Here is a 24,738-nt window from a genome sequence, read left to right on the forward strand (position 1 = left end):
CGTGTTACAAACATTCCCTACGCTAAAGAAATTTTTCGAACGACTAATTACTAGCGAGTAAGGGAGCTTGTGTGGACTGAACGGGACCGGTTGTGTTCGCAGCGTGACCACCGGGACAATGGAGGCGATGAACGACGACCTCCCGGCCCTCGCCGCCCGCATCGACCGCACGAACCAGCTGCTGACCCGCATGCTCGCGGAGGTGGCCAAGACGCCCTCGACCCACGCGATCTTCGTCGACGCGGGGTACCTGTACGCGGCGGCGGGGCGTCTGGTGGCCGGGACCGAGGACCGGCGGGCCTTCGACCTCGACGCCGAGGGCCTGATCGAGGCGCTCATCGACCGCGCACGCTCGATCTTCGCCGACAGCCGGCTGCTGCGGGTCTACTGGTACGACGGCGCCCGGCGGCGCATCCACACCACCGAGCAGCAGTCCATCGCCGAACTGCCGGACGTGAAAGTGCGGTTGGGCAATCTCAACGCCAACAACCAGCAGAAGGGCGTTGATTCGCTGATCCGCACCGACCTCGAGTCGCTGGCCCGTCACCGGGCGATCAGCGACGCGGCCCTGCTGGGCGGCGACGAGGACCTGGTATCGGCGGTGGAGGCCGCGCAGGGGTACGGCGCCCGCGTCCACCTGTGGGGCATCGAGGCGCCTGAGGGCCGCAACCAGGCGGAGCCGCTGCTCTGGGAGGTCGACAGCCAGCGCACCCTCGACCTCGACTTCTTCAAGCCCTACGTGGCCCGCCGCACCGCGGGGGCCTACGAGTCGGCCGGCGCGGGCCGTCCCACCCGCGAGGCCGTCCGTTTCGCCGGCGCGCAGATCGCGGCGAAGTGGCTGGCGGCGCGGGGCAGGGAGAGCCTGGCCGAGTTGCTGCCGGGCCACCCCTACCTCCCCGGCTCCGTCGACCAGGACCTCCTCGTGGAGGCCGAGGGCATCCTGCAGTACTCGCTGCGCGGCCAGGCGGACCTGCGGCGCGCCCTGCGGGACGGCTTCTGGGAGCACATGCAGGCGCAGTACTAGCGCGCTCCCAGCGTGCTCCCAGCGTGCTCAGGACGGCGAAACGCGCCCGATTCAGCTCCGGGTGGTCGGTGGGAGGGCGTCCCAGAAGTCGGCGAGACCGCGGGCCGTCAGGAGCGGCTGGTCCTGGTTGGGGGAGTGGTCGGCGTCCGGCACGACCGTCCGGCGCGCCCGCAGTTCCTCGGCCATCGCGTCGAGGAGGGGGACCGGCCAGGTGTCGTCCGACGCGCCCGACAGGACGTGGAAGGGCAGCGGGACGGCCGCGAGCTCCGCGACCCGGTTCGGCTCGACGCACAACCGGCGGCCCGTTACCAGGAGTTGGGCCGGCTTGTGGTTCAGCCAGCGCTGCCGCATCTGGGCCAGTTTGCCGAAGCCGCGGGCCGGGCCGCCGACCTCCTCCGGCGCCCCCATCGCCAGGATGGCCTGCCAGACCTCGGCCATCGTCATCACCGCGAGCGCGTCGTGCAGCAGCTTCACGCGCTGCTTCTGGGACTCCGAGATCTCCGCCGGGCCGGACGAGACGAGCGTGAGCGAGACGAACGGGGAGTGGTCCAGGAGGACGGCGGCACGGGCGATCTGCCCGCCCATGGAGTGGCCGACGAGATGCAGGGGCTGGCCGAGAGCGGACGCCTGCGCGAGGACGTCACGGGCCAACTCCTCGTGAGCGTACGGAGATTCGTCGTCGGCGGGGCCGTCGGACTCGTTCTGCCCGCGGCCGTCCACGGCGACGGTCCGGTAGCCGCGGGCGGTCAGTGGCTCGTGCAGCCGGTGGAAGTCCTCCTTGCTCCCGGTGAACCCCGGCAGCAGCAGCGCGACCCCCCGTTGCTCCACACCGGTGGCCACCGGCGCGTCGACCACGGCGAACGCCCCACGCGTGGTCCGCAGCGGGTACGCGCGTGCGCCGGAGGGCGGTGGGAACACAGCGGACGCGTCGTAGGCGTCGTAGGCGTCGTGCGCGGCGGACGCGACGACGCCGGTGGGTCCGACGGCGCCGGGCGCGGCGGGGCTGACGGGAGGCTCGGCGGACAGAGCGGGCTCGCTGCGGTCGGTCACGGGGCGAGAGTACCGGGGGCCGGGAAACGCCGAGGGCCCGGTCCACAGGGTGTGGACCGGGCCCTCGGCTGTGAGCTCGTCGGCTCAGCCGTCCGTCGGCTCCGCGACGGCCTTGGCGGCCGCCGTCTTGCGGGTGCGGCGCGGCTTGACGGCTTCCGCCTCCTGCGTGGCCTGGGCCGGGATGTCGGCCGTGGCCTTGCGGGTGGTACGGCGGCGGGGCCCCGGCTCCGCGCCTTCGGCCGTCTCGACGGCTGTCTCGGCGGGGGCCGGGGCGGCGGCAGCCGTCTTGCGGGTGCGCCGCGGCTTCGCGACGGCGGCCTCCGCGGCCGGCTCCGCCACGGCGACCTCGACGACCTCAGCGGTCTTGGCGGCCGCCGTCTTGCGGGTGCGCCGCGGCTTGGCCTCGGCGCCCTCGGCGCTGTCGACCGCGGCTTCGGCCGGGGCCGCGGTCTTGCGGGTGCGGCGCGGCTTGACCTCGGCCTCGGGAGCCTCCGGGGCCTCGACGGCGGTGGCGGCAGCGGCGGTCTTGGCGGCCGCCGTCTTGCGCGTCCGACGGGGCTTGGCCTCGGTGGCCTCGGCCGTGTCCACGACAGCCTCCGCCGCGGCCGGGGCCGTCGCCGTGGTCTTGGCGGCCGTCTTGCGGGTGCGGCGCGGCTTGGCCTCGGTCGCCTCGGCCGTGTCGACCGCAGTCGTCGCCGCGGCCTCGACCGGGGCGGACGCGGCGGTCTTGCGGGTGCGGCGCGGCTTGACGGCTTCCGCCTCCTGCGCGGCCTCCGTCTCCTGCTCCTGCGCGACCTGGGCCGGGATGGCGGCCGTGGCCTTGCGGGCGGTGCGGGTACGGGTGCGGGGCTTGGCCTCGGTCGCCTCGGCCGTGTCGACCGCGGTCTCGGCGGCGGCGGCCGTCTTGCGGGTGCGGCGCGGCTTGACCGCGGGCTCCACGGCCGCGGCGGCCTCCGGGGCCACCTCGACGCTCGTGACGGTGTCGACCGCCGCTTCGGCCGGGGCCGTCGCCTTGCGGGTACGGCGGCGCGGCGCGGCCTCCACCACCGGCTGGGCCGGCTCGACCGCTACGGTCGCGTCGGTCGTACCGGTCGGCTCGGCCGTGTCGACGGCGGGCTCCGCGGTCCTGCGGGTGCGGCGGCGGCGCGGCTTCGACGCATCGGGCGCGGTCTCCGGCGTGTCGAGGGCGGGGCCCTCCGCCGTCGTCACAGCCGCTTCCGCCGCCTCGGCGGCGGGCTCGACGGCTGTCACGGGGGCGACGGTCTCCGGCGCGGACCCGTTGCGGGTACGACGACGGCGACGCGGGGTGCGCGGGCCGGCGGCCTCCTCGGTGACGGGCGTCCGCTCGGCGGCGGGACCCTGCTCCAGCGCGGTCCCGGCGGGCGCCGCGGCCGCGTCGACCGGCGAGCCGTTGCGGGTACGACGACGGCGACGCGGCGTACGGGCTGCCCGCTCGCGGTCGTCGGAACGGTCGTCGGAACGGTCCGCGGAACGGTCCCCGGAGCGCTCGGAGGAGCGTCCGCCGGAACGGGAGTCGCTCCGCCCGCCCCGTCCGCCGCGGTCACCGCGACCGCGTGCGTTGCGGCCGCCCGGCTCGCCCAGGTCCTCGAGCTCTTCCGCGTCGAGCCCGGCGCGGGTGCGCTCCGAGCGCGGCAGGACACCCTTGGTGCCCGCGGGAATGCCGAGTTCCTCGAAGAAGTGCGGAGAGGTGGAGTACGTCTCCGGCGGGTCGCTGAACTCGAGCTCCAGCGCCTTGTTGATGAGCTGCCAGCGCGGGATGTCGTCCCAGTCGACGAGGGTGATCGCGATGCCCTTGGCGCCCGCGCGGCCGGTCCGGCCGATGCGGTGCAGGTACGTTTTCTCGTCCTCGGGGGACTGGTAGTTGATGACGTGTGTGACGCCTTCGACGTCGATGCCGCGGGCGGCCACGTCGGTGCAGACGAGCACGTCCACCTTGCCGTTGCGGAAGGCGCGCAGCGCCTGCTCGCGTGCGCCCTGGCCGAGGTCGCCGTGGACCGCGCCGGAGGCGAAACCGCGCTGCTGGAGCTGGTCGGCCAGGTCGGCCGCCGTGCGCTTGGTACGGCAGAACACCATGACCAGGCCCCGGCCGTCGGCCTGCAGGATGCGGGCGACCATCTCGGGCTTGTCCATGTTGTGCGCGCGGTACACGTGCTGCTTCGTGTTCGCGACGGTGCGGCCCGCGTCGTCCGGCGAAGTGGCGTTGATGTGCGTGGGCTGCGACATGTAGCGGCGCGCGAGGCCGATGACCGCGCCCGGCATGGTCGCCGAGAACAGCATGGTCTGGCGCTTCGCCGGAAGCATGTTGATGATCTTCTCGACGTCGGGCAGGAAGCCCAGGTCGAGCATCTCGTCGGCCTCGTCGAGGACGAGCGAGCGGATGTGCCTGAGGTCGAGCTTCTTCTGGCCCGCGAGGTCCAGCAGACGGCCGGGGGTGCCGACGACGACGTCGACGCCCTTCTTCAGGGCCTCGACCTGGGGCTCGTAGGCGCGGCCGCCGTAGATGGCGAGGACGCGCACGTTGCGCACCTTGCCCGCGGTCAGCAGGTCGTTGGTGACCTGCGTGCACAGCTCACGCGTGGGGACGACGATGAGCGCCTGTGGGGCGTCGGTGAGGTCCTCGGGGCGGGCGCGGCCGGCCTCGACGTCGGCCGGGACGGTCACGCGCTCGAGGAGCGGGAGTCCGAAGCCGAGCGTCTTGCCGGTGCCCGTCTTGGCCTGTCCGATGACGTCGGTGCCCGTCAGGGCGACCGGGAGCGTCATCTCCTGGATGGGGAAGGGGGTGGTGATGCCGACGGCCTCGAGGGCTTCGGCGGTCTCGGAAAGGATTCCGAGCTCTCGGAACGTAGTCAGGGTGCTGCCTCTTCTGTGTACGCGGTGCGAGGCGAGCGCGGGGGTCGTGACGGACCGTGCCGGGGACGTCGGATGCCTTACGGGCGAACCGCTCGCGGCAAGCCGTATGGCACGGGACCTCTGCCGACGCTCTAGCGCTCGTACCGCTGAGGGTGTCCCTCTGGCCGGCGTACGCGATGTGCCGTACGAGCTGGCCATGAGGGCTGTCGGGTCGGAGCCGATCGGGCCACCGACCGGGCATCCTCATACGTGCGGCCCGTCGAATATTCGGCAGGCGCATTACCACCATACCCCGGAATCGTGCACATGCGATGGCCGATTCGGTCACGTTGTGGTTGTCACAGTGCCTGGACCGGTCCGTTGCGTCTTCGTCGTCACACTGACTGACCAGGGACTTCCAGCCCGCGACGAGCGGGCTATTGTGCGCTGCATGACGACCTCTGACAAGCCCGAGAACACCGTTACCGGAATCGCGGCCCAGGACTGGGCGACGGCCTCCGCCGACCCGCAGTACCGTGCCGCGGTCGTGGACCTGCTGGGCGCGTTGGCGTACGGCGAGCTGGCGGCGTTCGAGCGGCTCGCGGAGGACGCCAAGCTGGCGCCCACCCTGGCGGACAAGGCGGAGCTGGCGAAGATGGCGTCGGCGGAGTTCCACCACTTCGAGCGGCTGCGGGACCGGCTCACGGAGATCGGCGAGGAGCCGACGCAGGCGATGGAGCCCTTCGTGGCCGCGCTCGACGGCTTCCACCGGCAGACGGCCCCCTCGGACTGGCTGGAGGGTCTGGTCAAGGCGTATGTCGGCGACTCGATCGCGAGTGACTTCTACCGCGAGGTCGCGGTGCGGCTGGACACCGACAGCCGGGCCCTGGTGCTGGCGGTGCTCGACGACACCGGCCACGCGGGGTTCGCCGTGGACCGGGTGCGTTCGGCGATCGACGCGGAGCCGCGGGTGGGCGGCCGGCTCGCGCTGTGGGCGCGGCGGCTGATGGGCGAGGCCCTGTCGCAGTCCCAGCGGGTGGTCGCGGACCGCGACGCGCTGTCGACGATGCTGGTGGGCGGGGTCGCGGACGGCTTCGACCTCGCCGAGGTGGGCCGGATGTTCTCCCGCATCACGGAGGCGCACACCAAGCGCATGGCCGCACTGGGCCTCGCGGCCTAGTCAGCACCTATCGGGTGCCTCGGGTGCCTCGGGTGCCGGGTGAGGCGTGTGGGTCGGAGGCGCCGGGTGGGTCGGCTGGCTCAACTCCGGCCTGGCGTCCCCGGGTACGCCGTGCCCCCGGGGTACGGCGTGCCGCGGGGCCGGACCGTGCCGCGGGGCCGGACCGTGCTGCGCGGTCGGGACGTGCCGCGGGTTCAGGCCGTGCTGCGGGGTCAGGCCGTTGCTGATCGTCGGCGCAGACTTGCGGCGGGGCGCAGCAACAGCGAGAGCGAGGCGGCGGAGATGGTCGCCGCGCCGAGAAGGCTCGGCAGGAGGCTGCCGGGGCCCAGTGCGCTGTGGGTGACGAAGTCACCGAACAGGGCTCCGGCGATCCCCGTCGCGAAGACGAGCGTGTGGACCGGCAGGCGGTGGGAGAGGCGGGTGACCGCCGTCCACGCGAGCACGAGACCGAGCACAGCGGAGCCGAGCGCTTCCAAGATCATTTGGGTCCCTCCCAGGCGGCGGGCTGTGCACCAGCGTCGTAGCGCGTCATACCCGTGACCTGCGAAATGCAATCCTCCTGTGTGGTCGCGTCGTGCTCTTTCTGTGGAGAGAGGCGGGCACGGCGCGCACGGGGGCGGCAGGCAAAGGGGAGGGGCCCGGGGACCGTGTCGGCCGCCGGGCCCCTCCCGTGGATCGCTTCGCCTTTTACAGCGCGCCGAAGCCCACCTTGCGCGGGGCGGGCTCGCCCAGCTCGACGTAGGCCAGACGGTCGGCCGGGACCAGGACCTTGCGGCCGTGCTGGTCCACGAGGCTGAGCAGCTGCGACTTCCCGGCCAGGGCCTCGGCCACCACGCGCTCGACCTCCTCGGGAGTCTGACCGCTCTCCAGAACGATCTCGCGAGGCGCGTGCAGCACGCCGATCTTGACCTCCACGGCTATGTCCCTCCGACGGTCATGAGATGCGCGGGCGTCCGCGCCGTACGCTGCACACATTAGCCCGGTGAGGGGACGTACACGGCGCGCCCGTCCACGCCAGGAGCGAACAGCCGGCGGGAACAAACGCCCGCCCCGCCCGCTCAGTGCTGATCAGTGCCGTGCAGCGGGAATCCCGCGATGCCCCGCCAGGCCAGCGAGGCCAGCAGCTGTACCGCCTGGTCGCGCGGCACGCTGCGGTCGCTGTGCAGCCAGGACCGGGCCACGACCTGCGCCAGGCCGCCGAGGCCGGAGGCGAGCAGCATCGACTCCGCGCGCGAGAGACCGGTGTCCTCGGCGATGACCTCGCAGATCGCCTCGGCGCACTCGCCCGTGACCTTGTCGACGCGTTCGCGCACCGAGGGCTCGTTCGTCAGGTCCGACTCGAAGACCAGGCGGAAGGCGCCGCCGTCGTCCTCGACGTACGCGAAGTAGGCGTCCATGGTGGCCCGGACGCGCTGCTTGTTGTCGGTCGTCGATGCGAGGGCGCCGCGCACCGCCTGGATCAGCGACTCGCAGTGCTGGTCCAGCAGGGCGAGATAGAGATCGAGCTTGCCCGGGAAGTGCTGGTAGAGCACCGGCTTGCTGACGCCGGCCCGCTCGGCGATGTCGTCCATCGCGGCCGCGTGGTAGCCCTGTGCGACGAAGACTTCCTGGGCGGCGCCCAGCAGCTGGTTCCGCCGGGCACGGCGCGGCAGGCGCGTGCCTCGCGGGCGCGCCGCCTCTGTCTGCTCGATGGCTGTCACGCCGCCTCCCAAAGTCGTCCTCTTGCGGTGAGCGCCGCGTCGCCATCGTACTTTTGGGTAACCCCGGTGCGCGCGGTGCGAGCGCAGAATTTCACGGACTGGACGAGGACAGAAGTGGTCGAGATGGTTTCGAAACAGTAGGTTCCGGGCATACTCGCCCCCCGTTCCAGCTCAGCGCCCTTCAGCGGTAGTCGTCCTCGTCGATCGAGACGACGCGTGCCTGTTCGGCGAGATCGGCCTCGTTGGCCCGGGTGGGATCGGCGTCCTCCAGGGGGTCGTCGTGCTCCTGTGTGACGTCTGCGGACTGCTCGGCCGCGTCCTCCTCGGGTGCCTCGACGTCGATCTCCCCGAAGTCGTCGTCCTCGTCGAACGCTTCCGGGTCGGTGGGGTCAACGGTCATGGCGGGCTCCCTTCCTACGAATGCCCCTGCCAGCTGCGGGGGCCACCAGCGGGTGCCCTGGGTACGAGCCTAGGAGACACCCGTTTCGGACGCTATGCGATCGCTGTGCCCAGTGCCCCTGATTCCCGCGGGTATGACCCCTGTGAGGGGGCGGCCCGGCGTCGATCGCGCGCGGACGCGAGTGGACGATGCGTGGACCGCCTCGCCGGGCACACCGCTCACACGTGTGACGGCGAACACACATGGTCGCGCGTGATCGTCTCGTAACATTGCCCGCATGTCTTCGACCGAGCTCCCCGCCGTGCCGCCCACCAGCGTGCTGCCGAAGGCGGCCGCAGTACGGGTCGCGGAGGGCGAGCGGCTGCGGTCCGTGGGGCTGCCCGGCGTCACGTTGACGGTCCGGTCCCGGCCCCCCGCGCGCGCGGGACTGCAGCCGGCGCTGTACGTACACGGCCTCGGCGGCTCCTCGCAGAACTGGTCCGCGTTGATGGCCGCGCTCGACGGGGTGGTGGCCAGCGAGGCCGTCGATCTCCCCGGCTTCGGCGACTCCCCGCCACCGGACGACGGCGACTACTCCGTCACGGCACACGCGCGTGCCGTCATCCGCTATCTCGACGCCGCCGAGCTCGGGCCCGTCCACCTCCTCGGCAACTCCCTCGGCGGCGCGGTGTCGACACGGGTCGCCGCGGTCCGCCCGGACCTCGTGCGCACCCTGACCCTGGTCTCGCCCGCCCTCCCGGAGCTCCGGGTGCAGCGCACCGCGGTCCCCACGGGCCTGGTCGGCCTGCCCGGCGTGGCCGCGCTCTTCAGCCGGCTCACCCGGGAGTGGACGGCCGAGCAGCGCGTCCGCGGCGTCATGGCCCTCTGTTACGGCGATCCCGCGCGGGTCAGCCCGGACGCCTTCCGGGACGCGGTGCAGGAGCTGGAGCGGCGGCTGAGACTGCCGTACTTCTGGGACGCGTTGACGCGTTCGACGCGCGGGTTGCTGAGCGCGTACACGCTGGGCGGGCAGCACGGGCTGTGGCGTCAGGCCGAGCGGGTCCTCGCCCCTGCGCTGCTCGTCTACGGCGGACGCGACCAGCTCGTCGGCTATCGCATGGCGCAGCGCTCCGCCCGTGCCTTCCGTGGCTCCCGTCTGCTGACCCTGCCGGACGCGGGGCACGTGGCGATGATGGAGTACCCCGAGACGGTGGCGAGAGCCTTCCGGGAACTCCTGGCCGACACCGCGGCCACGACCGCGACCCCGAGGGGCTGAGGCCGACGTGGGACGTCACAGCCGGCGTGGACCCGCACCCAAGCGCGCGGGGGACGGCGCCCCCCGGGGCGCGTCACAGGGAGCCTCACAGGGGACCTCTGCAGGGCCCGCGCCCGGAGACGCGCGCGGCAGCCGCGCCCAGGCCCCGCCCCTGCCACCCCTGGGCCCCGACGGCAGCCCCGCACACGGCGTGCCCCGCTTCGCCGACGGGACGTCCGCGCAAGGCGTGCCCCGCTTCGCCGACGGCACTCCCGCACACGGGTTCCCGCAGGCCCGCGGCGGTCACCCCGAGCAGCGTGAGGCCGGAGGCGGCTGGGGGGACTTGAGAGCGCGTCAGCCGGGTACCGGGCAGCCTGTGATACCGCGTCAGCGACCCGTGCCCCCTTCGAGCGGCCCGGGCCAGGGCCCCCGTCCTTCCGGCCGCGGGGCACGCCAGGGGCCACGCCAGGACTACCTCGACGCCTTCGGCGCCGACACGCAAGACGACGTCTTCACGCGCGTGAGACCTGCTTACGCGCCGCCGCGCCCCGGGGAACGCCTCCCGCACGCCCCCGTGCCCGACGCGGACGCCGTCTCCCGCGAGAGCGACCCCGCCGACGGACGGGGCGACGGCGCGCCGCCCGCCGGCGAGTCCGTGTCCGCCGCCAAGGGCGGCAAGGGGCGGGCGTTCACCGGCATCGCGGCCGCCGCCGTCACCACCGTGCTGGCCGTCGTGGTGGCCGGACAGGTCGCCGACGGGCGGGACGACGTGGCCGTCCAGTCGCAGTCCGCGACCGAGCGGGCCGAACGGGACTCCGTCGACGACGCCACGCGCGGGGACGACCGGCCGAGCCCCTCGGTGTCGCCCGGCGTCGTCACGCTGACGTACGCGCAGAAGATGTCCGCCAAGTACCCCCTGGCCCCCAAGCTCGCGGGGTCGGGGAAGTTCGACGCGATCGCGGGCGTCGCCAAGGCGCCCGGCAAGGGGCGGAAGTACACCTACCGCGTCGACGTCGAGCAGGGGCTCGGGCTCGACGGCGAACTCTTCGCCCAAGCCGTGCAGAAGACGCTCAACGACGACCGCAGCTGGGCCCACGGCGGCGCCCGCACCTTCGAGCGGATCCACTCCGGCAAGCCCGACTTCGTCATCTCGCTCGCCAGCCCCGGCACCACCGCCGTCTGGTGCGCCAAGTCGGGTCTGGACACCACGGAGGACAACGTCTCCTGCGACTCGGCCGCCACCGAGCGCGTGATGATCAACGCCTACCGGTGGGCGCAGGGCTCGCCGACCTTCGGCGACCAGCTGTACGCCTACCGGCAGATGCTGATCAACCACGAGGTCGGCCACCGGCTCGGCTTCGGCCATGTCACCTGCGACAAGGACGGCGAGCTCGCGCCCGTCATGCAGCAGCAGACGAAGTTCCTCGACCACGACGGGATCCGCTGCCTGCCCAACGCCTGGGCCTACCCCGGGAGTTGACGGAGGGCGGGAGGGCGGCGAAGGCCGCAGCGGCATGGCGGTCGCCGCCCGCGGACGCGGTGTCCCCGGATGCGTCGTCCGCATCGTCGGCGTCGTCCCCGTTGCCCGCCGCGAACGCGGAGCGGCGGGTGGACCGAACGGGTGCCGTCCCCGAATACGCGGCGTGACATAGCGCAGTCAGATGATCTCTTAGCGCGACCGAACGCGACCCGCACGGGAAAGTTACGACCGTTCACCCCTTTTGGTGGCGCGACGGACAACCGTCCGTCGCGCCACCGCCTTGTCCGCATACGTTCTTCCCGCTGCGAGCCGCCGGGTCAACGACGGCTCACCAAACGGGAGATCGGGAGTGCGCGTGCGCATCGGACTGCTTACGGAGGGTGGCTATCCGTATGTGAACGGTGATGCCGGACTGTGGTGCGACCGGCTCGTGCGCGGGCTCGAGCAGCACCAGTTCGAGGTGTACGCGCTCAGCCGGACCGAAGGCCAGGAGGACGCGGGCTGGGTGGCGTTGCCGCCGCAGGTCAGCCGGGTACGCACCGCGCCGCTGTGGACGGCGCAGGACGACGGGGTCGATCACGGACGGCGTGCACGCCGGCGCTTCGCCGAGTCCTACGGCGCGTTGGCGGCCGCCCTGTGCGAGGGGGACCCGTCGGACGCGGCCGGCCTCTCGCAGGCCGGTCCGACCGCTCAGGCGGACCGTTTCGCCACCGCGCTGTACGGTCTCGCCGAACTCGCCCGCGACGAGGGCGGACTGGTGGGAGCACTTCGCTCGGAGGACGCCGTGCGCGCCCTGGAGCGGGCCTGCCGCGCGCCCGGCGCGCTGCGCACGGCGCGCGAGGCGCGCGTACCCGATCTGCTCGCCGTCGCCGCACACCTCGAAAGCGCCCTGCGCCCCCTTTCGCTCGACTGGTACGACGACCAGGGCGACGAGGCGGGCCGGGGGCTCGGCGCGGTCGACCTCTGCCACGCCGCGTCGGGCGGCGCCGCCGCCCTGCCCGGACTCCTCGCACGCCACTTCTTCGACGTGCCCCTCCTGGTCACCGAGTACGGGGTGAGACTGCGCACGCACTATCTGAGCTCGCAGTACCTGAACTCTGGTAACGGCCCATCCCCGGCGGGCCCCGGGAACGCGCCGTCCGCCGTGACCGCCCCCGCCGCGACCAGTCCCGCCATGACCGCTCCCGCCGTACGCGCACTGGTCGCCGCCTTCCACGGCCGGCTCGCGGCCGAGGTCTACCGGCAGGCGGCGTGCGTCACGTCCGGCAACGCGCACGCCCGCCGCTGGCAGGAGCGGTGCGGCGCCGACCGCGCCAAACTGCGCACCGTCTACCCGGGCATGGAGACGGCCCGCTTCGCCGACGTGGGTGACTCCCCGGACACCGCCGACCCGCACACGCTGGTCTGGATCGGCCGGGTGGAACCCGCGAAGGACCTGGTGTCCCTGCTGCACGCCTTCGCGGAGATCCGCAAGGAGGAGCCCCGCACCCGGCTGCGGATCATCGGCGCGGCGTCCGGCGAGGAGGGCCGGGCCTACCTCGGCCATTGCCGGACGCTGGCCGCCCAGCTCTTCCCCGACGAGGCGGACGGACCGCACGCCGTCGGCGACAACCCGGTCTCCTTCGAGGAGATCGGCGGCCCGGAGTCGGCCACCCTCGCCGACGCGTACGCGTCCGGGGCGGTCGTCGTGCTGTCGAGCGTCGTCGAGGGCTTCCCGGTCGGTCTGGTCGAGGCGATGCTCTGCGGCCGGGCGACCGTGTCGACCGACGTCGGCGCGGTGGTCGAGGTCATCGGAGGCACCGGACTGGTCGTCCCGCCGCGCAATCCGCGGGCGCTCGCGGCCGCCTGCGTCGCGCTGCTGCACGACCCCGAACGCCGTGCGCGCCTGGGCGCGGCCGCCCGTGCCCGCGCCCTCGAACTGTTCACCGTCGAGCAGAACGTCGAGGCGTTCCAGGGCATCTACCTCGAACTCGCCTCCCAGGCCCCGATGCGCCGGTTCCTCTTCGACGACGACGGCGAACCCCGGCCGTTCGCCGTCCCGCCCGAGGCGTGTCTGCCCGGCCCGTGGACCGGGCCGGACGCCCCGGTCACCGCTCGGACCGGCCCGGCCTGGGCGGCGGGTCCGCCGGCCCGGGACGCCTCGGCGGTCGCCGCGACGGAGGCGGCACGATGAGCGGGCCGGACGAACCGGACCGACCGGAATCACCCCTTGATGCCAGTGCCGCCGCGGCCGGCGCCGGTGCTGCCATCGCTGCCGCCGGCCCCACCGCTGCCGCCGCCGGCAGCGCCGTTCCCGGTGCCGTCGACGAGGCCCCGGCGGGCGCCCCCGGTCGCGCCGACGCGCGCGGCGCTCACGGTGCCGGCGATTCCGCGGGCACCCGCTCCGGCGCCCCAGGGCCGGCCGCGCCCCGCCGTGGCGGCGCGGACCCGGTGAAGACCCTGCTGCACCGTCACCGTGACCTGTGCGAACGCGCCGTCGACCCGCTGGAGATCGCCGCCGGCCTGGAGGCTCACGGGGTCACCGACCGCACCGCCGCACGATTCCGGCACCGGGACGTCTTCTCACTCGCCGAGGAGATGTACGCCCGGGTCCCACGCGACGCGGACGCGCCGCCGCTCGCCGCACCCACCGCCGCCCCGCGGCCCCGCCTTGACTGGGCGCTGCTCACCCTGCTGCCCGGCGGCCTGTGCGCCGCGACCGTGACGGGCCTGCGTCTCACCCACGGGGGCACCGCTCTAATCGTCGCGGCCGCCGGCCTCCTCTCCGTCGTCCTCGCCGTGCACGCGGCGCTGCGCCGGGGGCCGTTGAGCCCGCACCGGGGCGCCCACCCCGGCCCGCACCGGACGGAGGCATGGACCTGCTGGCTCCTCGCCTACGCGGCCCTCGGCGACAGCCTTCTGCGCGCCGCCGTCGGCGGCGGCCCGGACGGCCTGCCGGACGGGACGGCCGACGGCCCCTGGCCCGTCGCCGCCGCTCCGCTGCTCGCCCTGACCCTGGCCTGCGCGCCCGCCGCCTGGTGCGCCCACCTCCTTGCCGGGCGCGCCCGCCGCCGCCTGGGCACCAGCCGCGGCCTCGACGAGTTCGCCGCCTCCGTGCAGCCGTTGCTGCTCGGCACCGTCGTTCTCTTCCTGTGCGCGCTCGCCGCACTGACCGCTCTCAGCGCGGCCGTACTGGGCGAGCCCGCCGGTTACGGTCACACCCTCACGCTCGGCGGCCTCCTCTTCCTGGCCCGCCTTCTCATCGTGCACGGCTACCCCCACGCCCCCGCCGTCGTCCTCGGTGCGGCCGGTGCGGCCGAGGCACTGGCCCCGGCGGCGGTCTTCGCCGGCCGTCTGCCCGGCTGCGACTTCCTGGCCGTGCCCGTGGACGACCTGGCCACCGCCTGGGGTCCGGCCGGAGTTCCGCTCCTCGTCTGCGGCAGCGCGGCCCTGGCCCTCCTGGTCCACGCGGCCCGCACGCTGTCCCGGGCGTCGGCCCACGCGGGAACGGACCAGCCGTGCTGACGCGAACCCGGCCCCGCCGGTCCCGGCAGCCACCGCGGCAACCCCACGCGGCGCAACCCCCCACCGTGCCCGACCGGATGACGCCCGCGCTCCCGCACCTCGCCGTGGCCCACCGCATCCCACCGCAACACCCCCGAAGGAGAGACCAGATGACCACCTCCCGATCCGGAGCGACCGCAGCCGCCGGGGCACCCGCGGGCGCCGGCGCCCCGGCAATCCCGGCCCCGGCAGCCCTGGCAACCCCGACCCCGGTCACGGCAGCCACGGCCCCGGCAGCCACGGCACTGGCTGCCCCGGTCCCGGCGTACACCCCGGGAGCCGCACGATGAGGGTCCTGCTGATCGGAGCCAACGGCTACCTCGGCCGATTCGTCGCCGACCGTCTGCTCGCCGACCCCGCCGTCCAGATCACCGCGCTCGGCCGCGGCGACGACGCGGACGTCCGCTTCGACCTCGCGTCCGGCAGCCCCGGTGCGCTCACCCGCTTCCTCGACGCGGTCCACCCCCAGGTCGTCGTCAACTGCGCGGGCACCACCCGCGGCGGCGCCCGCGAGCTCACCCGGCACAACACCGTCGCCGTCGCCACCGTCTGCGAGGCGTTGCGACGCAGCGGCTGCGGCGCCCGGCTGGTCCAGATCGGCTGCGGCGCCGAGTACGGCCCGAGCCAGTCGGGCTCTTCCACCGCCGAGGACGCCGTGCCCCGGCCGGGCGGCCCGTACGGCGTCAGCAAACTCGCCGCCACCGAACTCGTCCTCGGCTCCGGACTCGACGCCGTCGTGCTCCGGGTGTTCTCGCCCGCGGGCCCCGGCACGCCCGCCGGTTCCCCGCTGGGCCGGCTCGCCGAGGCCATGCGCCGCGCCATGCAGTCCGGCGACGGCGAGCTCAAGCTGGGGGGTCTCGGCGTGCAGCGGGACTTCATCGACGTCCGTGACGTCGCCCGAGCCGTGCACGCCGCCGCGCTCTCCGCCGCGCAGGGCGTCATCAACATCGGCTCCGGTCGCGCCGTCCGGCTGCGCGACGCCGCGGCGATCCTCGCGCGCGTGGCCGGATACGGCGGAGCCCTCCACGAACTCGACGGCCCGCCCGGCGGCCACCCGCGGCCCGTCATCGGCCACCCCCGCCTGGAGGCCGACCACGGCGGCCCGGTCGCGTACCCGTACCCGGACGGCTGCGGCAGCTGGCAGCAGGCCGACGTGCGCACCGCCCGCGACCGGCTCGGCTGGCGCCCCCGGATCAACCTCGAGGAGTCCCTCGCCGACATCTGGATGGAGGCGGCATGTCGTATCTGACCGGAACCCCGGCGGGCAGCGCGTACTCCGGCACCACCGACGTCCGCACCGGCCTCGGCGTCCCCGGCCTCGCGCATCCGCTGCTCGCGCCCGCCGAGTGGGGCGAACTCGCCCGGCCCGGCAGGCCCCTGCACTGGGTCGCCCTGGACGTCTTCGACGGACCCGGCTCGCGCCCCGACCCGAGCTGTCTGGAATCCGCGGGCCGACTGCGCAACGCGGGCATCCGGGTCCTCGGGCGCATCGACGCGCGGTACGGAGCCCGCGACTTCGCCGAGGTGATCTCCGAGGCGCAGCGCTACCTCGACTGGTACCAGGTCGACGGCTTCCTCCTGGACCGCTGCCCGGCCGACCGCGCCACGCTGCCCGGACTGCGCCGCACGGCCGGCGCCCTGCGCACGCTCCATGACGCACCCCACGTCGTCCTCGACCACGGCGTCCACCCGTGCCCCGGCTACGCCGAGCTCGCCGACCAGCTGGTCACCTTCTCCGGCCCCTGGAGCGACTACCGCTGGTCCCAGGTGGCCGAGTGGACGGCGGAGCACCCGCCGGAGCGCTTCTGTCACTTCGTGCACGGCGTGCCGCGCGGGCACCTCGACGAGGCGCTGCGCATCGCCCGCTGGCAGGGCGCCGCGACGATCTGGTTCACGGACGGCACCGAACGCGGCGGCGCACGCGACCCCTGGGAGACCATGCCCGGCTACTGGGACGACATCGTCTCGCGGATCGGAACAGGTGTCTCGGAATGAAAATGGCCATGGCACTGTTACGGGGAGAACAACCGTCATGACTGACCGACCAACGGAGTCCCCGTGTCGCTGCCACCCCTGGTCGAGCCGGCCCCCGAGCTCACCGTAGACGAGGTCCGCAGGTACTCCCGCCACCTGATCATCCCCGACGTGGGGATGGACGGGCAGAAGCGGCTGAAGAACGCCAAGGTGCTCTGTGTGGGCGCCGGCGGCCTGGGCTCGCCGGCGCTGATGTACCTGGCCGCGGCGGGCGTGGGCACGCTCGGCATCGTGGAGTTCGACGAGGTCGACGAATCGAACCTGCAGCGGCAGATCATCCACAGCCAGGCCGACATCGGCCGCTCCAAGGCCGAGTCCGCCCGTGACTCCGTTCTCGGCATCAACCCTTACGTCGACGTGGTGCTTCACGAAGAGCGGCTCGAGGCCGAGAACGTGATGGACATCTTCAGCCAGTACGACCTGATCGTCGACGGCACTGACAACTTCGCGACCCGTTACCTGGTCAACGACGCGTGCGTGCTGCTGAACAAGCCGTACGTGTGGGGTTCCATCTACCGCTTCGACGGCCAGGCGTCCGTCTTCTGGTCCGAGCACGGTCCCTGCTACCGCTGCCTGTACCCGGAGCCCCCGCCGCCGGGCATGGTCCCCTCCTGCGCCGAGGGCGGCGTGCTGGGCGTGCTGTGCGCGTCCATCGGGTCGATCCAGGTCAACGAGGCGATCAAGCTGCTCGCGGGCATCGGCGAGCCGCTCGTCGGCCGCCTGATGATCTACGACGCCCTGGAGATGCAGTACCGCCAGGTCAAGGTCCGCAAGGACCCCGACTGCGCGGTGTGCGGCGAGAACCCGACCGTCACCGAGCTCATCGACTACGAGGCCTTCTGCGGCGTCGTCTCCGAGGAGGCCCAGCAGGCGGCGGCCGGTTCGACGATCACTCCCAAGCAGCTCAAGGAGTGGATCGACGACGGCGAGAGCATCGAGATCATCGACGTCCGCGAGCCGAACGAGTACGAGATCGTCTCCATCCCGGGCGCCAAGCTCATCCCGAAGAACGAGTTCCTGATGGGCACCGCCCTGCAGGGTCTGCCGCAGGACAAGAGGATCGTCTTGCACTGCAAGACGGGTGTCCGCAGTGCGGAAGTCCTCGCCGTGCTGAAGTCCGCGGGCTTCTCCGACGCCGTGCACGTCGGCGGCGGCGTGATCGGCTGGGTCCACCAGATCGAACCGAGCAAGCCGGTCTACTGACGGCATCCCGGGCGTTCGCCCGGCCCGGCAGGCCCATCGGGCCTCCCGACGGGATCGGCGGGGGCTTCGCGTACCAGGGGTGCGCGAAGCCCCCGCCGCCGTCATGAGCAGACCGTGCCGTCCTGCGGGACCGCTCCCTTCAGCAGGTAGTTCTCCACCGCCGAGTCGACGCACGAGCTCCCGCTCCCGTACGCGATGTGCCCCTCGCCCTTCCAGGTGAGCAGCACACCTACGCCCTTGCCGAGCTCGTCCGCCATCTTCCGCGCGCCCTCGTAGGGCGTCGCCGGATCCCCGGTGGTGCCGACCAGCAGGATCGGCGCCGCGCCCGCCGCGCTCACCTCCGGGGTGTCGTACTGTCCGGCCACCGGCCAGTCGTGGCACCAGCCGGCCGTGTCCCAGGCGAGGAAGTCCCCGAACACGGGTGAGATCTTCTCGAACCCCGGCACCAGCAGCTTCGTCTTTTGCGCGGTCGGCCGCTGCCTGTCGTCCAAGCACGATATGACCCGTTGGGAATGGACCGTCGTGCCGTAGCGCCCCGAGGAGTCCCGCTCGTTGTAGCGGTCGGCGAGCCTGAGCAACTCGGAGCCGTTCCCCGCCTGCGCGGCCTCCAGCGCACTGGTCAGCCTCGGCCAGCTCGCTTCGCTGTACAACGGCAGGACGATGCCGATGACGGCGAGCCCCTGCGTCAGCTTGCGCCCGTCCGTCCCGGGCAGCGGGTGGGCGTCCAGCCGGTCCAGCAGGGCCGCGATCCTCGCGCTGCCCGTCTCGGGGTTCTGGCCGGTCGACATGAGGTAGTCCTCCAGCGCCCGCTGAAAGCCGCGTGCCTGGTTCTGGGCATGGCCGACGGCGTCGGCGCTCGGGTCGACGACCGCGTCGAGGGTGAGCCTGCCGACGTTCCGAGGAAACAAGTGGGCGTACACGCCACCCAGTTCGGTGCCGTACGACATGCCGAAGTAGTGCATCTTGCGGTCGCCGAGCACCTGGCGCATCAGGTCCATGTCGCGGGCGGTGTCGGTGGTCGACACATGGGCCAGCAGCGTGCCCGCGGCCTTTTGGCATCCCGCGCCGAGGGCGGTGGCGTCCTGGAGGAACGCCTGTTCCTCGGCAGGGGTGTCCGGGGTCGCGTCGAGGGATTCGGCGGCCTGGATGTCCTGGTCGCCGCGGCAGCGGACACCCTCACTCGCGCCCACCCCGCGAGGGTCCCAGCTCACCAGGTCGTAGCGGTCGCGGAGCGAGGAGACCGTCGAGTCGTAGGAGGGGAGCATGGACACTCCCGAGGCGCCGGGGCCGCCGAAGTTGAACAGGAGCGAACCGATGCGGTCTCCGCCCTCGGCGCGGGACTTGGCCCGGACGAGGGCGAGATCGATGGTCCGGCCGCCCGGCTTCGACCAGTCCAGCGGCGCTTTCAGCGTGGCGCACTGCCAGTCGTCGCCCGGCGCGGAGGAGTCCGCGGTGCTCCCGCACCGGCCCCAGTCGGGTTTCTGCCCGGTCAGCGCGGTGGGCAGGGCCGCCGGGGGTGTGGCCGTGGTCGAGGCGGATCCGGCTGTGGGCCGGGTGCCGGCCGTACCGCCCCTGCCGTCCGTCCCGTCGTCCGCCGCACCGCTGCTGCAGCCCGCAGCCAGCAGCGCGGCGGCGGCTCCCCACACCGTCCACCGTGCGAATCGCGCCATGTGCGCCTCCCCCCTCACCGGCCGTCCACGCTCGGCGGCGAACGGCTTTCAGGCCATGTTAGGCGTCCTGGGCATCGACCGTCCGAGCCTGTGGATAACACTCTGACCTGCGCATACTGTGCGATCGAGGGGCCCTGATGCCGTCCGCGTGGCCGCGGTCGGGAACAGCGTGGCCGCAGTCGGGAACAGCGTGGCCGCAGTCGGGAACAGCGTGGCCGCCGTCAGGAACAGACGGTCCCGGCGGCCGGTGTCCTTCCGTTCAGCAGATAGCCGTCCACCGTCCGCCGCACACACGGGTTTTTGCTGCCGTACGCACCGTGGCCCTGTCCCTTGTACGTCAGCTCGACCCCGACCCCCCGGCCCAGCGCGTCCGCCATCTTCCGCGCCCCTTCGTACGGGGTCGCCGGGTCGCCGGTGTTGCCCACCACGAGGATCGGCGCGGACCCGGGCGCGCTCACGTCGGGATGGTCGGCGGCCCCGGGCACGGCCCAGTCGGTGCAGCCGACCATGGACCAGGCCATGAAGTCGCCGAACAGCGCGGAGGCCGCCCGGAACTCCGGCAGCTTCTTCTCCACGTAGGCGGCCGAGTAACGCGGCTTGTCGTCGGCGCAGTTGATGGAGACGTTGGCGGCCGAGGCGTTGCTGTACTCGCCGTTCTCGCTCCGGCCGTTCATCAGGTCGGACAGCAGCATCAGAATCTGGCCGTCGCCGTCGTAGGCCTGCTCCAGGCCCTCGGTGAGGTACTCCCAGAAGTCCTTCGAGTACAGAGCCTGCGCGATGCCGTTGGTCGCGGCGCTCTGGGTCAGGACGCGCGGGAAGATCCCCGGGATCGGCTTGGAGTCGAGGCGCTTCAGCAGTCCGGCGACGCGGGCCTCGACGTCCTGCGCGGTGTCTCCGACGGGACAGTCCTGCGTCTTCGACGTGCAGTCCTTCGCGAAGTTGTCGAGCGCGCGCTGGAAACCCCTGGCCTGCCCGAGCGAGCCCTGCTCGGAGGTCTGGGTCGGGTCGACGACCGCGTCGAACACGGCTCGCCCCACCTTCTTCGGGAACAGATGGGCATACACGCCCCCCAGTTCGGTGCCGTAGGAGATGCCGAAGTAGTGCAGCCGCTCGTCGCCGAGCACCTGGCGCATCAGATCCATGTCGCGGGCCGCGTCGGTGGTCCGCACCTGCGGCAGCATCTTCTTCGAGTTCTCCTCGCAGGCAGCGTTGAATTTCTTGGTGTTGTCCAGCAGCGCGGTGCGCTCCGCGGCGTCGTCGGGGGTGGCGTCCTGCTGGAAGTACGCGTCGAGCTGCTGGTCGTTCTCGCACCGCACGCCGGCGCTGCGGCCCACCCCGCGCGGGTCGAAGCTGACCAGGTCGTAGCGGGTGCGCAGGGTCGCGTACTCGTCGCCGAACGAGGGCAGGGCAGAGACCCCCGAGCTGCCGGGGCCGCCGAAGTTGAAGATCAGCGAGCCGAGGCGCCGGCTCTCGGCGCCGCTCGCCTCGGCCCGGACCAGCGCGAGGTCGATCGTGTCGCCCTCGGGGTCGTCCCAGTCGAGGGGGGCCTTCATCGTGGCGCACTGCCACGGGTCGCCGTCCGGCAGCGGAGACGGTGCACTGCCGCTGCCCTCCGACCGGGACGGGGCCGGGCAGTCCTTCCAGTTCAGCTTCTGCTCCGTCAGGTTTTCGGCCCGTGCGTCCTGCGCGCAGCCCGCCACCAGCGAGGACAGCAGCACAGCGATGGCGGTCACGGCGGTGGCACGCGGGCGGGAGGGCATCGGCATGACCCCATCCTGAGGTCGTGCACCGGCACGCGCGCGGGGCGCGGGCCGACCGGAGTACGGGCCGCCCGGAGTACGGCCGTCCGAGCCGGTCACGGCCCTAGAGGGCGCCCTTGCGGGTCAGGTGGTTGAAGGCCAGCCAGCCCGGCAGCACCGGCAGCCACAGCGTCAGCAGCCGGAAGAGCAGGACCGCGGGCGCGGCGACCTCCTTGGGCAGACCCACCGCGATCAGACCGACCGTCAGGGTCGCCTCGACCGCGCCGACTCCGCCCGGTGTCGGCGCGGCGGAGCCGAGCGCGTTGCCCGCCAGGAACACGACGGCGACGCTCGCGATGCTGAGCGAGGTCGACTCGTCGCCGAACGCGCGGATCGACGCGTCCAGGCACATCACGAAGCAGGTGGTGAGCAGCAGCATGCCGCCGATGCCGGTGACCAGCTTCTGCGGCCGCTGCAGTATGTCCAGCATGCGCGGCACGACGCCCGCGAACAGCGACCGCACGCGCGTGGCGACGAACTTGCGCAGGAAGGGCACCGAGGTCACCACGAGCACGAGCACCGCCACCGTGAGCAGACCCGCGATGACCGTGCGGGACGGCGACAGCGACGGCGTCTTCTCGGTGCCGGTCAGATAGCCGAACGACAGCAGCATCAGGATGTGGCAGCCGAGTCCGAAGAGCTGCGAGGCGCCGACGCTGGCCACCGCGAGTCCCGGTCGCACCCCCGCGCGCTGCAGGAAGCGCGTGTTGAGGGCGACGCCGCCGACCGCGGCCGGCGCCACGATCTTCACGAAGGACCCGGCGACCTGCGCGGCCACGGTCCGCGGGAAAGGCACCCGCTCCGGCACGAACCCCAGCAGGCTCATCGCGGCGGCGACATAACTCAGCGCCGAGAACAGCACGGCCGCGGCGACCCAGCCCCATTCGGCGTGGGAGATCAGCGGGCCGAACTCGATGTGGGTGAGCTGGGTCAGCAGGAAGTACGCGCCGATGGCGCCGGCGATGAAGCTCATGAGGGTGCGCGGCCGCACCCGTTCGAGCCGGGCGGGCTCGACCGGCGCCTGGGGACGGATCAGCAGCACCTCATGGCGGATCTGCGTCAGCAGGTCCTCCTCGCGCGCCCCCTCGAGTGCCTCGTCGATGGCCCGTTTCTCGGCGCGGGCCTCCGCGCGCACGGCCTTCTTGCCGGGCTTCTCCACGACGGCGGCCTCGGTGTCGGCCTCGGCCGCCTCCGCGCGGGCCTGCTTGGCCTGCTGGGAGGCTTCGAGAACGGCTTCCCGCTCCCGTTGCGCGCGCTCGCGTGCCAGCCGGCGCAGCGTCGCGCGCGTGGAGCGGGACAAGGCGATGGGCTGGAGCATCGGCAGGCAGTCCGCGACCGCGTCCGGGCCGAGCACGCCCACCGCGGAGGCCACCGCGCGTTCCGCGCCCACCCGCAGGCCCAGTGTCGTCACCAGCTGGGCGACGTCCATGCGCAGCAGCAGGTCGCCGGCCGCGATCTCACCGCCGCGCAGATCGGTCAGGATCATCGTGCCGGAACGATCCACCAGAATTGCGTCACCGGCGAGCCGGCGGTGCGCGATGCGCCGTGACTGCAGCGCCCGCACCTGGTGCCAGGTGTTGCGCAGCAGGTCGTCGGTGATCTCCTCGTCCGCCAGCGAGTCGAGGGTGCGGCCGCCGGTGTGCTCGTAGACGAGGATCACCGCGTCGGGCCCCAGCTCGGAGGTCGCGATCAGCTTCGGCGCGTTGGCGCCGGCAGCGATGGCCGCGTAGGCGAGCAGCGCCTCCTGCTCCAGCGCCTGGCGCAGCGACTGCAGGCTGCTGCGGGTGGCGAAGCCGCGCAGGGCCAGGTTGCGCCACGCGCGGTAGAAGAAGCCCTGGGCCTGCTGCTCCCGGTCGACGACGGTCACGTCCAGCGGCGGTCCGTCCTCCAGGGTGACGAAGTACCGTCTGCCCCGGTCGCCCTCCGCCGCGTCCGGCGTCTCCTCACGGGCGGCGCTCACCGGGCGGAACCCGACGTGCCGCAGACCTGCCATGAGCGTCCGCCCGGTGGGCCGCACGTTCGGCGAGCCCACCGCGTACAGGGTGCCGTACGCGACCGTCCAGCCGATCAGCACCGTGAGGATGATGGAGAACGGCGTCGTGTAGCCGGTGACGAGCATCGAGAAGGCGTCGAGGAGCAGCACGATCCACAGCACCGAGCGCCAGCGCGGGCGACGCGACATGCCGACGGCCGTCATGTACGCGATGACGGGCGCGAGATAGCCGTGCACCGGGTCGGTCAGGGCGTGGACGTCGCCGGGGGAGGGCTGGGTCAGCGCCTCCTGGATGGAGCCCGGAGCGGCCTTGGCGACCCACAGGTCGGTGGCGAGCGTCACACCGTGCGCGAGGACCGCCGCGAGTACGCCGTCGGCGATGCGCAACCCGTCCCGCTTGATCAGACGCTCGATCGCGAACGCGACCGGGACCAGCAGGATCGCGATGCTGGACGCCAGGCCGGCGATTTTGATGAGCAGGTCGGGCGCCTGTCCGGTGCCCTTGTTGATGTCCTGTTCGAGGCCTGAGGTGGTTCCGTGGGCGAAGGCGGCGATGCCCAGGAGCACGATGACGGCGAGCACGCCGACCATCAGCCGCATCAGGTCGGAAGGACGGTGCACGCGCGCGGGGAGCAGGGGTTCGTCCCCCTCGACCTCGTCGATGTGCACCTCCTCCCGTCGCTCGTCGGGGATGTCCGGGCGCGCCGCGGCGTCAGAGGCGCCCTGTGCGTCCTCTGCGTGCACGCCGTTCTGCTGCATCGTCTCTTCTTGGTCTCGTATCACCGGTCACCGCCCGCACGATGGTGGCATGCCCCACCGACACACGGGGGCATCAGGGTGCAAATGCGGGGGCGCACAGTCTGCCCGAAGCCTCACCCGGGGGCGAGGGTCACACTGCGTCGCGAGCCCGTCGCATTGTCGGTGCGGTGGGGCAGGATGGGGCGGATGAGCGAGCAGAGCCTTCCGGACGACGCCCGCCCGGAGTACACGCAAGCGCTGCCGGAGTACGCCGAGCGGGTTCTCGAGGTCGCGGAGCTGATCCCGCCCGGGCGCGTCATGACGTACGGGGACGTCGCCGAGTGGCTGGAGGAGGGCGGTCCGAGGCAGGTCGGCCGGGTGATGGCCCTCTACGGCGGCGCCGTCCCCTGGTGGCGTGTCGTGCGCGCGGACGGGGTGCTGCTCCCGGGGCACGAGCTGCGGGCGCTCGACCGCTACCGCACCGAGGGCACCCCGCTGAAGGCGGCGAGCAGGGCCGCGGAAGGCCATGTCCCGCGCCTCGACATGAGACGGGCGAGGTGGGACGGCGGCGAACGCGCGGCGGGTCACACCTGACAGCTTGCGCCGTCGGACGGGTTTCGGAGGTGCCTGTGGCCCGGACGGGCGAAACAGCGCGTACCGGGCACGCCCGTGGCATGGCGTACGTTCGTGGGTCGAGGGACACCCGGGACGTGCGGGGCCCGAGGGAAGAAGCGGAAGCTGTCCTTCCGGGCCGGCCGTCGGCGTAGCGTCGGCGGCACGCGTCCCTCTCATCCCGCGATCACCGACCTCCCCGGGCGACGATCCGTCGACCAGCACACC

19 protein-coding genes are annotated in these 24,738 nt (G+C 73.0%); 10 read left to right on the forward strand and 9 right to left on the reverse strand.

Annotated features, from left to right (window positions below; all coding sequences use genetic code 11):
* The first annotated feature begins 127 nt into the window (after nucleotides 1-127).
* Entirely contained in the window at nucleotides 128-1,024 is an 897-nt protein-coding gene (locus QA802_RS27595; RefSeq protein WP_334527964.1) for an NYN domain-containing protein, read from the forward strand.
* A 51-nt stretch (nucleotides 1,025-1,075) separates the two neighbouring features.
* Here QA802_RS27595 and QA802_RS27600 read toward each other — a convergent pair whose 3' ends face one another.
* Together QA802_RS27600 and QA802_RS27605 are read right to left on the reverse strand one after the other, a co-directional pair.
* A complete protein-coding gene (locus QA802_RS27600; RefSeq protein ID WP_334534929.1) occupies nucleotides 1,076-1,942 on the reverse strand; it encodes an alpha/beta fold hydrolase in 867 nt (288 codons plus the stop codon).
* Nucleotides 1,943-2,158: 216 nt separating this feature from the next.
* Nucleotides 2,159-4,855, reverse strand: a complete 2,697-nt coding sequence (locus QA802_RS27605; RefSeq protein WP_334527967.1) for a DEAD/DEAH box helicase — start codon at nucleotides 4,853-4,855, stop codon at nucleotides 2,159-2,161.
* Nucleotides 4,856-5,366: 511 nt separating this feature from the next.
* Between QA802_RS27605 and QA802_RS27610 the strand changes: the two genes are divergently transcribed.
* Entirely contained in the window at nucleotides 5,367-6,104 is a 738-nt protein-coding gene (locus tag QA802_RS27610; protein WP_334527970.1) for a ferritin-like fold-containing protein, read from the forward strand.
* Nucleotides 6,105-6,316: 212 nt separating this feature from the next.
* Here the strand turns inward: QA802_RS27610 and QA802_RS27615 are convergent, their stop codons facing one another.
* From QA802_RS27615 to QA802_RS27630, 4 genes are all read right to left on the reverse strand, one after another.
* Complete coding sequence (locus tag QA802_RS27615; protein ID WP_334527973.1) at nucleotides 6,317-6,586, reverse strand: hypothetical protein; 270 nt, start codon at nucleotides 6,584-6,586, stop codon at nucleotides 6,317-6,319.
* Between the two features lie 205 nt (nucleotides 6,587-6,791).
* A complete protein-coding gene (locus QA802_RS27620; protein WP_020130831.1) occupies nucleotides 6,792-7,019 on the reverse strand; it encodes a DUF3107 domain-containing protein in 228 nt (75 codons plus the stop codon).
* A gap of 143 nt (nucleotides 7,020-7,162) precedes the next feature.
* Nucleotides 7,163-7,804, reverse strand: coding sequence for a TetR/AcrR family transcriptional regulator (locus tag QA802_RS27625; RefSeq protein ID WP_319164887.1), 642 nt, complete (start codon nucleotides 7,802-7,804; stop codon nucleotides 7,163-7,165).
* 181 nt (nucleotides 7,805-7,985) lie between these two features.
* A complete protein-coding gene (locus QA802_RS27630; protein WP_334527976.1) occupies nucleotides 7,986-8,204 on the reverse strand; it encodes a hypothetical protein in 219 nt (72 codons plus the stop codon).
* 277 nt (nucleotides 8,205-8,481) lie between these two features.
* On the opposite strand from QA802_RS27630, the gene QA802_RS27635 reads away from it, so the two are divergent.
* The 7 genes from QA802_RS27635 (at nucleotide 8,482) to moeZ (ending at nucleotide 17,698) form a co-directional block, all read left to right on the forward strand.
* Entirely contained in the window at nucleotides 8,482-9,459 is a 978-nt protein-coding gene (locus QA802_RS27635) for an alpha/beta fold hydrolase (RefSeq protein WP_334527979.1), read from the forward strand.
* Between the two features lie 190 nt (nucleotides 9,460-9,649).
* Nucleotides 9,650-10,918, forward strand: a complete 1,269-nt coding sequence (locus tag QA802_RS27640) for a DUF3152 domain-containing protein (protein ID WP_443042182.1) — start codon at nucleotides 9,650-9,652, stop codon at nucleotides 10,916-10,918.
* 355 nt (nucleotides 10,919-11,273) lie between these two features.
* Nucleotides 11,274-13,091 (forward strand): DUF3492 domain-containing protein, encoded by a 1,818-nt coding sequence (locus QA802_RS27645; protein WP_334527982.1) that lies wholly within the window; start codon nucleotides 11,274-11,276, stop codon nucleotides 13,089-13,091.
* Nucleotides 13,088-14,422, forward strand: a complete 1,335-nt coding sequence (locus QA802_RS27650) for a hypothetical protein (protein WP_334527985.1) — start codon at nucleotides 13,088-13,090, stop codon at nucleotides 14,420-14,422. Before QA802_RS27645 ends, QA802_RS27650 begins: the two co-directional genes overlap by 4 nt.
* A 325-nt stretch (nucleotides 14,423-14,747) precedes the next feature.
* On the forward strand, nucleotides 14,748-15,710 hold the full coding sequence (locus tag QA802_RS27655; protein WP_334527988.1) for an NAD-dependent epimerase/dehydratase family protein: 963 nt from the start codon (nucleotides 14,748-14,750) through the stop codon (nucleotides 15,708-15,710).
* A complete protein-coding gene (locus QA802_RS27660; RefSeq protein ID WP_334527991.1) occupies nucleotides 15,698-16,456 on the forward strand; it encodes a spherulation-specific family 4 protein in 759 nt (252 codons plus the stop codon). The genes QA802_RS27655 and QA802_RS27660 overlap by 13 nt, the downstream gene beginning before the upstream one ends.
* Before the next feature lie 63 nt (nucleotides 16,457-16,519).
* On the forward strand, nucleotides 16,520-17,698 hold the full coding sequence (moeZ, locus tag QA802_RS27665) for an adenylyltransferase/sulfurtransferase MoeZ (RefSeq protein ID WP_319164893.1): 1,179 nt from the start codon (nucleotides 16,520-16,522) through the stop codon (nucleotides 17,696-17,698).
* 101 nt (nucleotides 17,699-17,799) lie between these two features.
* Here moeZ and QA802_RS27670 read toward each other — a convergent pair whose 3' ends face one another.
* From QA802_RS27670 to QA802_RS27680, 3 genes are all read right to left on the reverse strand, one after another.
* Nucleotides 17,800-19,368, reverse strand: a complete 1,569-nt coding sequence (locus tag QA802_RS27670; RefSeq protein ID WP_334527995.1) for an alpha/beta hydrolase — start codon at nucleotides 19,366-19,368, stop codon at nucleotides 17,800-17,802.
* A 221-nt stretch (nucleotides 19,369-19,589) separates the two neighbouring features.
* Nucleotides 19,590-21,134 carry an alpha/beta hydrolase gene (locus tag QA802_RS27675; RefSeq protein ID WP_334527998.1) on the reverse strand — a complete coding sequence of 515 codons (1,545 nt, stop codon included), beginning with the start codon at nucleotides 21,132-21,134 and terminating at the stop codon, nucleotides 19,590-19,592.
* A 97-nt stretch (nucleotides 21,135-21,231) separates the two neighbouring features.
* Nucleotides 21,232-23,919 carry a lysylphosphatidylglycerol synthase transmembrane domain-containing protein gene (locus QA802_RS27680; RefSeq protein WP_334528000.1) on the reverse strand — a complete coding sequence of 896 codons (2,688 nt, stop codon included), beginning with the start codon at nucleotides 23,917-23,919 and terminating at the stop codon, nucleotides 21,232-21,234.
* A 186-nt stretch (nucleotides 23,920-24,105) separates the two neighbouring features.
* Here QA802_RS27680 and QA802_RS27685 point away from each other — a divergent pair, with 186 nt between their 5' ends.
* Nucleotides 24,106-24,492 carry an MGMT family protein gene (locus QA802_RS27685; RefSeq protein ID WP_319164897.1) on the forward strand — a complete coding sequence of 129 codons (387 nt, stop codon included), beginning with the start codon at nucleotides 24,106-24,108 and terminating at the stop codon, nucleotides 24,490-24,492.
* Nucleotides 24,493-24,738: the final 246 nt, after the last annotated feature.

Origin of the sequence: Streptomyces sp. B21-105 (genome assembly GCF_036898465.1) — a bacterium.
Taxonomy (GTDB): Bacteria; Actinomycetota; Actinomycetes; order Streptomycetales; family Streptomycetaceae; genus Streptomyces.

Bases quoted from the DNA above. Each gene is read 5' to 3' on its own strand.
- QA802_RS27595 (WP_334527964.1), top strand. From the start codon at position 128: ATGAACGACGACCTCCCGGCCCTCGCCGCCCGCATCGACCGCACGAAC.
- QA802_RS27605 (WP_334527967.1), bottom strand. From the start codon at position 4,855: ATGACGCTCCCGGTCGCCCTGACGGGCACCGACGTCATCGGACAGGCC.
- QA802_RS27615 (WP_334527973.1), bottom strand. From the start codon at position 6,586: ATGATCTTGGAAGCGCTCGGCTCCGCTGTGCTCGGTCTCGTGCTCGCG.
- QA802_RS27630 (WP_334527976.1), bottom strand. From the start codon at position 8,204: ATGACCGTTGACCCCACCGACCCGGAAGCGTTCGACGAGGACGACGAC.
- QA802_RS27635 (WP_334527979.1), top strand. From the start codon at position 8,482: ATGTCTTCGACCGAGCTCCCCGCCGTGCCGCCCACCAGCGTGCTGCCG.
- QA802_RS27650 (WP_334527985.1), top strand. From the start codon at position 13,088: ATGAGCGGGCCGGACGAACCGGACCGACCGGAATCACCCCTTGATGCC.
- QA802_RS27655 (WP_334527988.1), top strand. From the start codon at position 14,748: ATGAGGGTCCTGCTGATCGGAGCCAACGGCTACCTCGGCCGATTCGTC.
- QA802_RS27660 (WP_334527991.1), top strand. From the start codon at position 15,698: ATGTCGTATCTGACCGGAACCCCGGCGGGCAGCGCGTACTCCGGCACC.
- QA802_RS27670 (WP_334527995.1), bottom strand. From the start codon at position 19,368: ATGGCGCGATTCGCACGGTGGACGGTGTGGGGAGCCGCCGCCGCGCTG.
- QA802_RS27675 (WP_334527998.1), bottom strand. From the start codon at position 21,134: ATGCCGATGCCCTCCCGCCCGCGTGCCACCGCCGTGACCGCCATCGCT.
- QA802_RS27680 (WP_334528000.1), bottom strand. From the start codon at position 23,919: ATGCAGCAGAACGGCGTGCACGCAGAGGACGCACAGGGCGCCTCTGAC.
- QA802_RS27685 (WP_319164897.1), top strand. From the start codon at position 24,106: ATGAGCGAGCAGAGCCTTCCGGACGACGCCCGCCCGGAGTACACGCAA.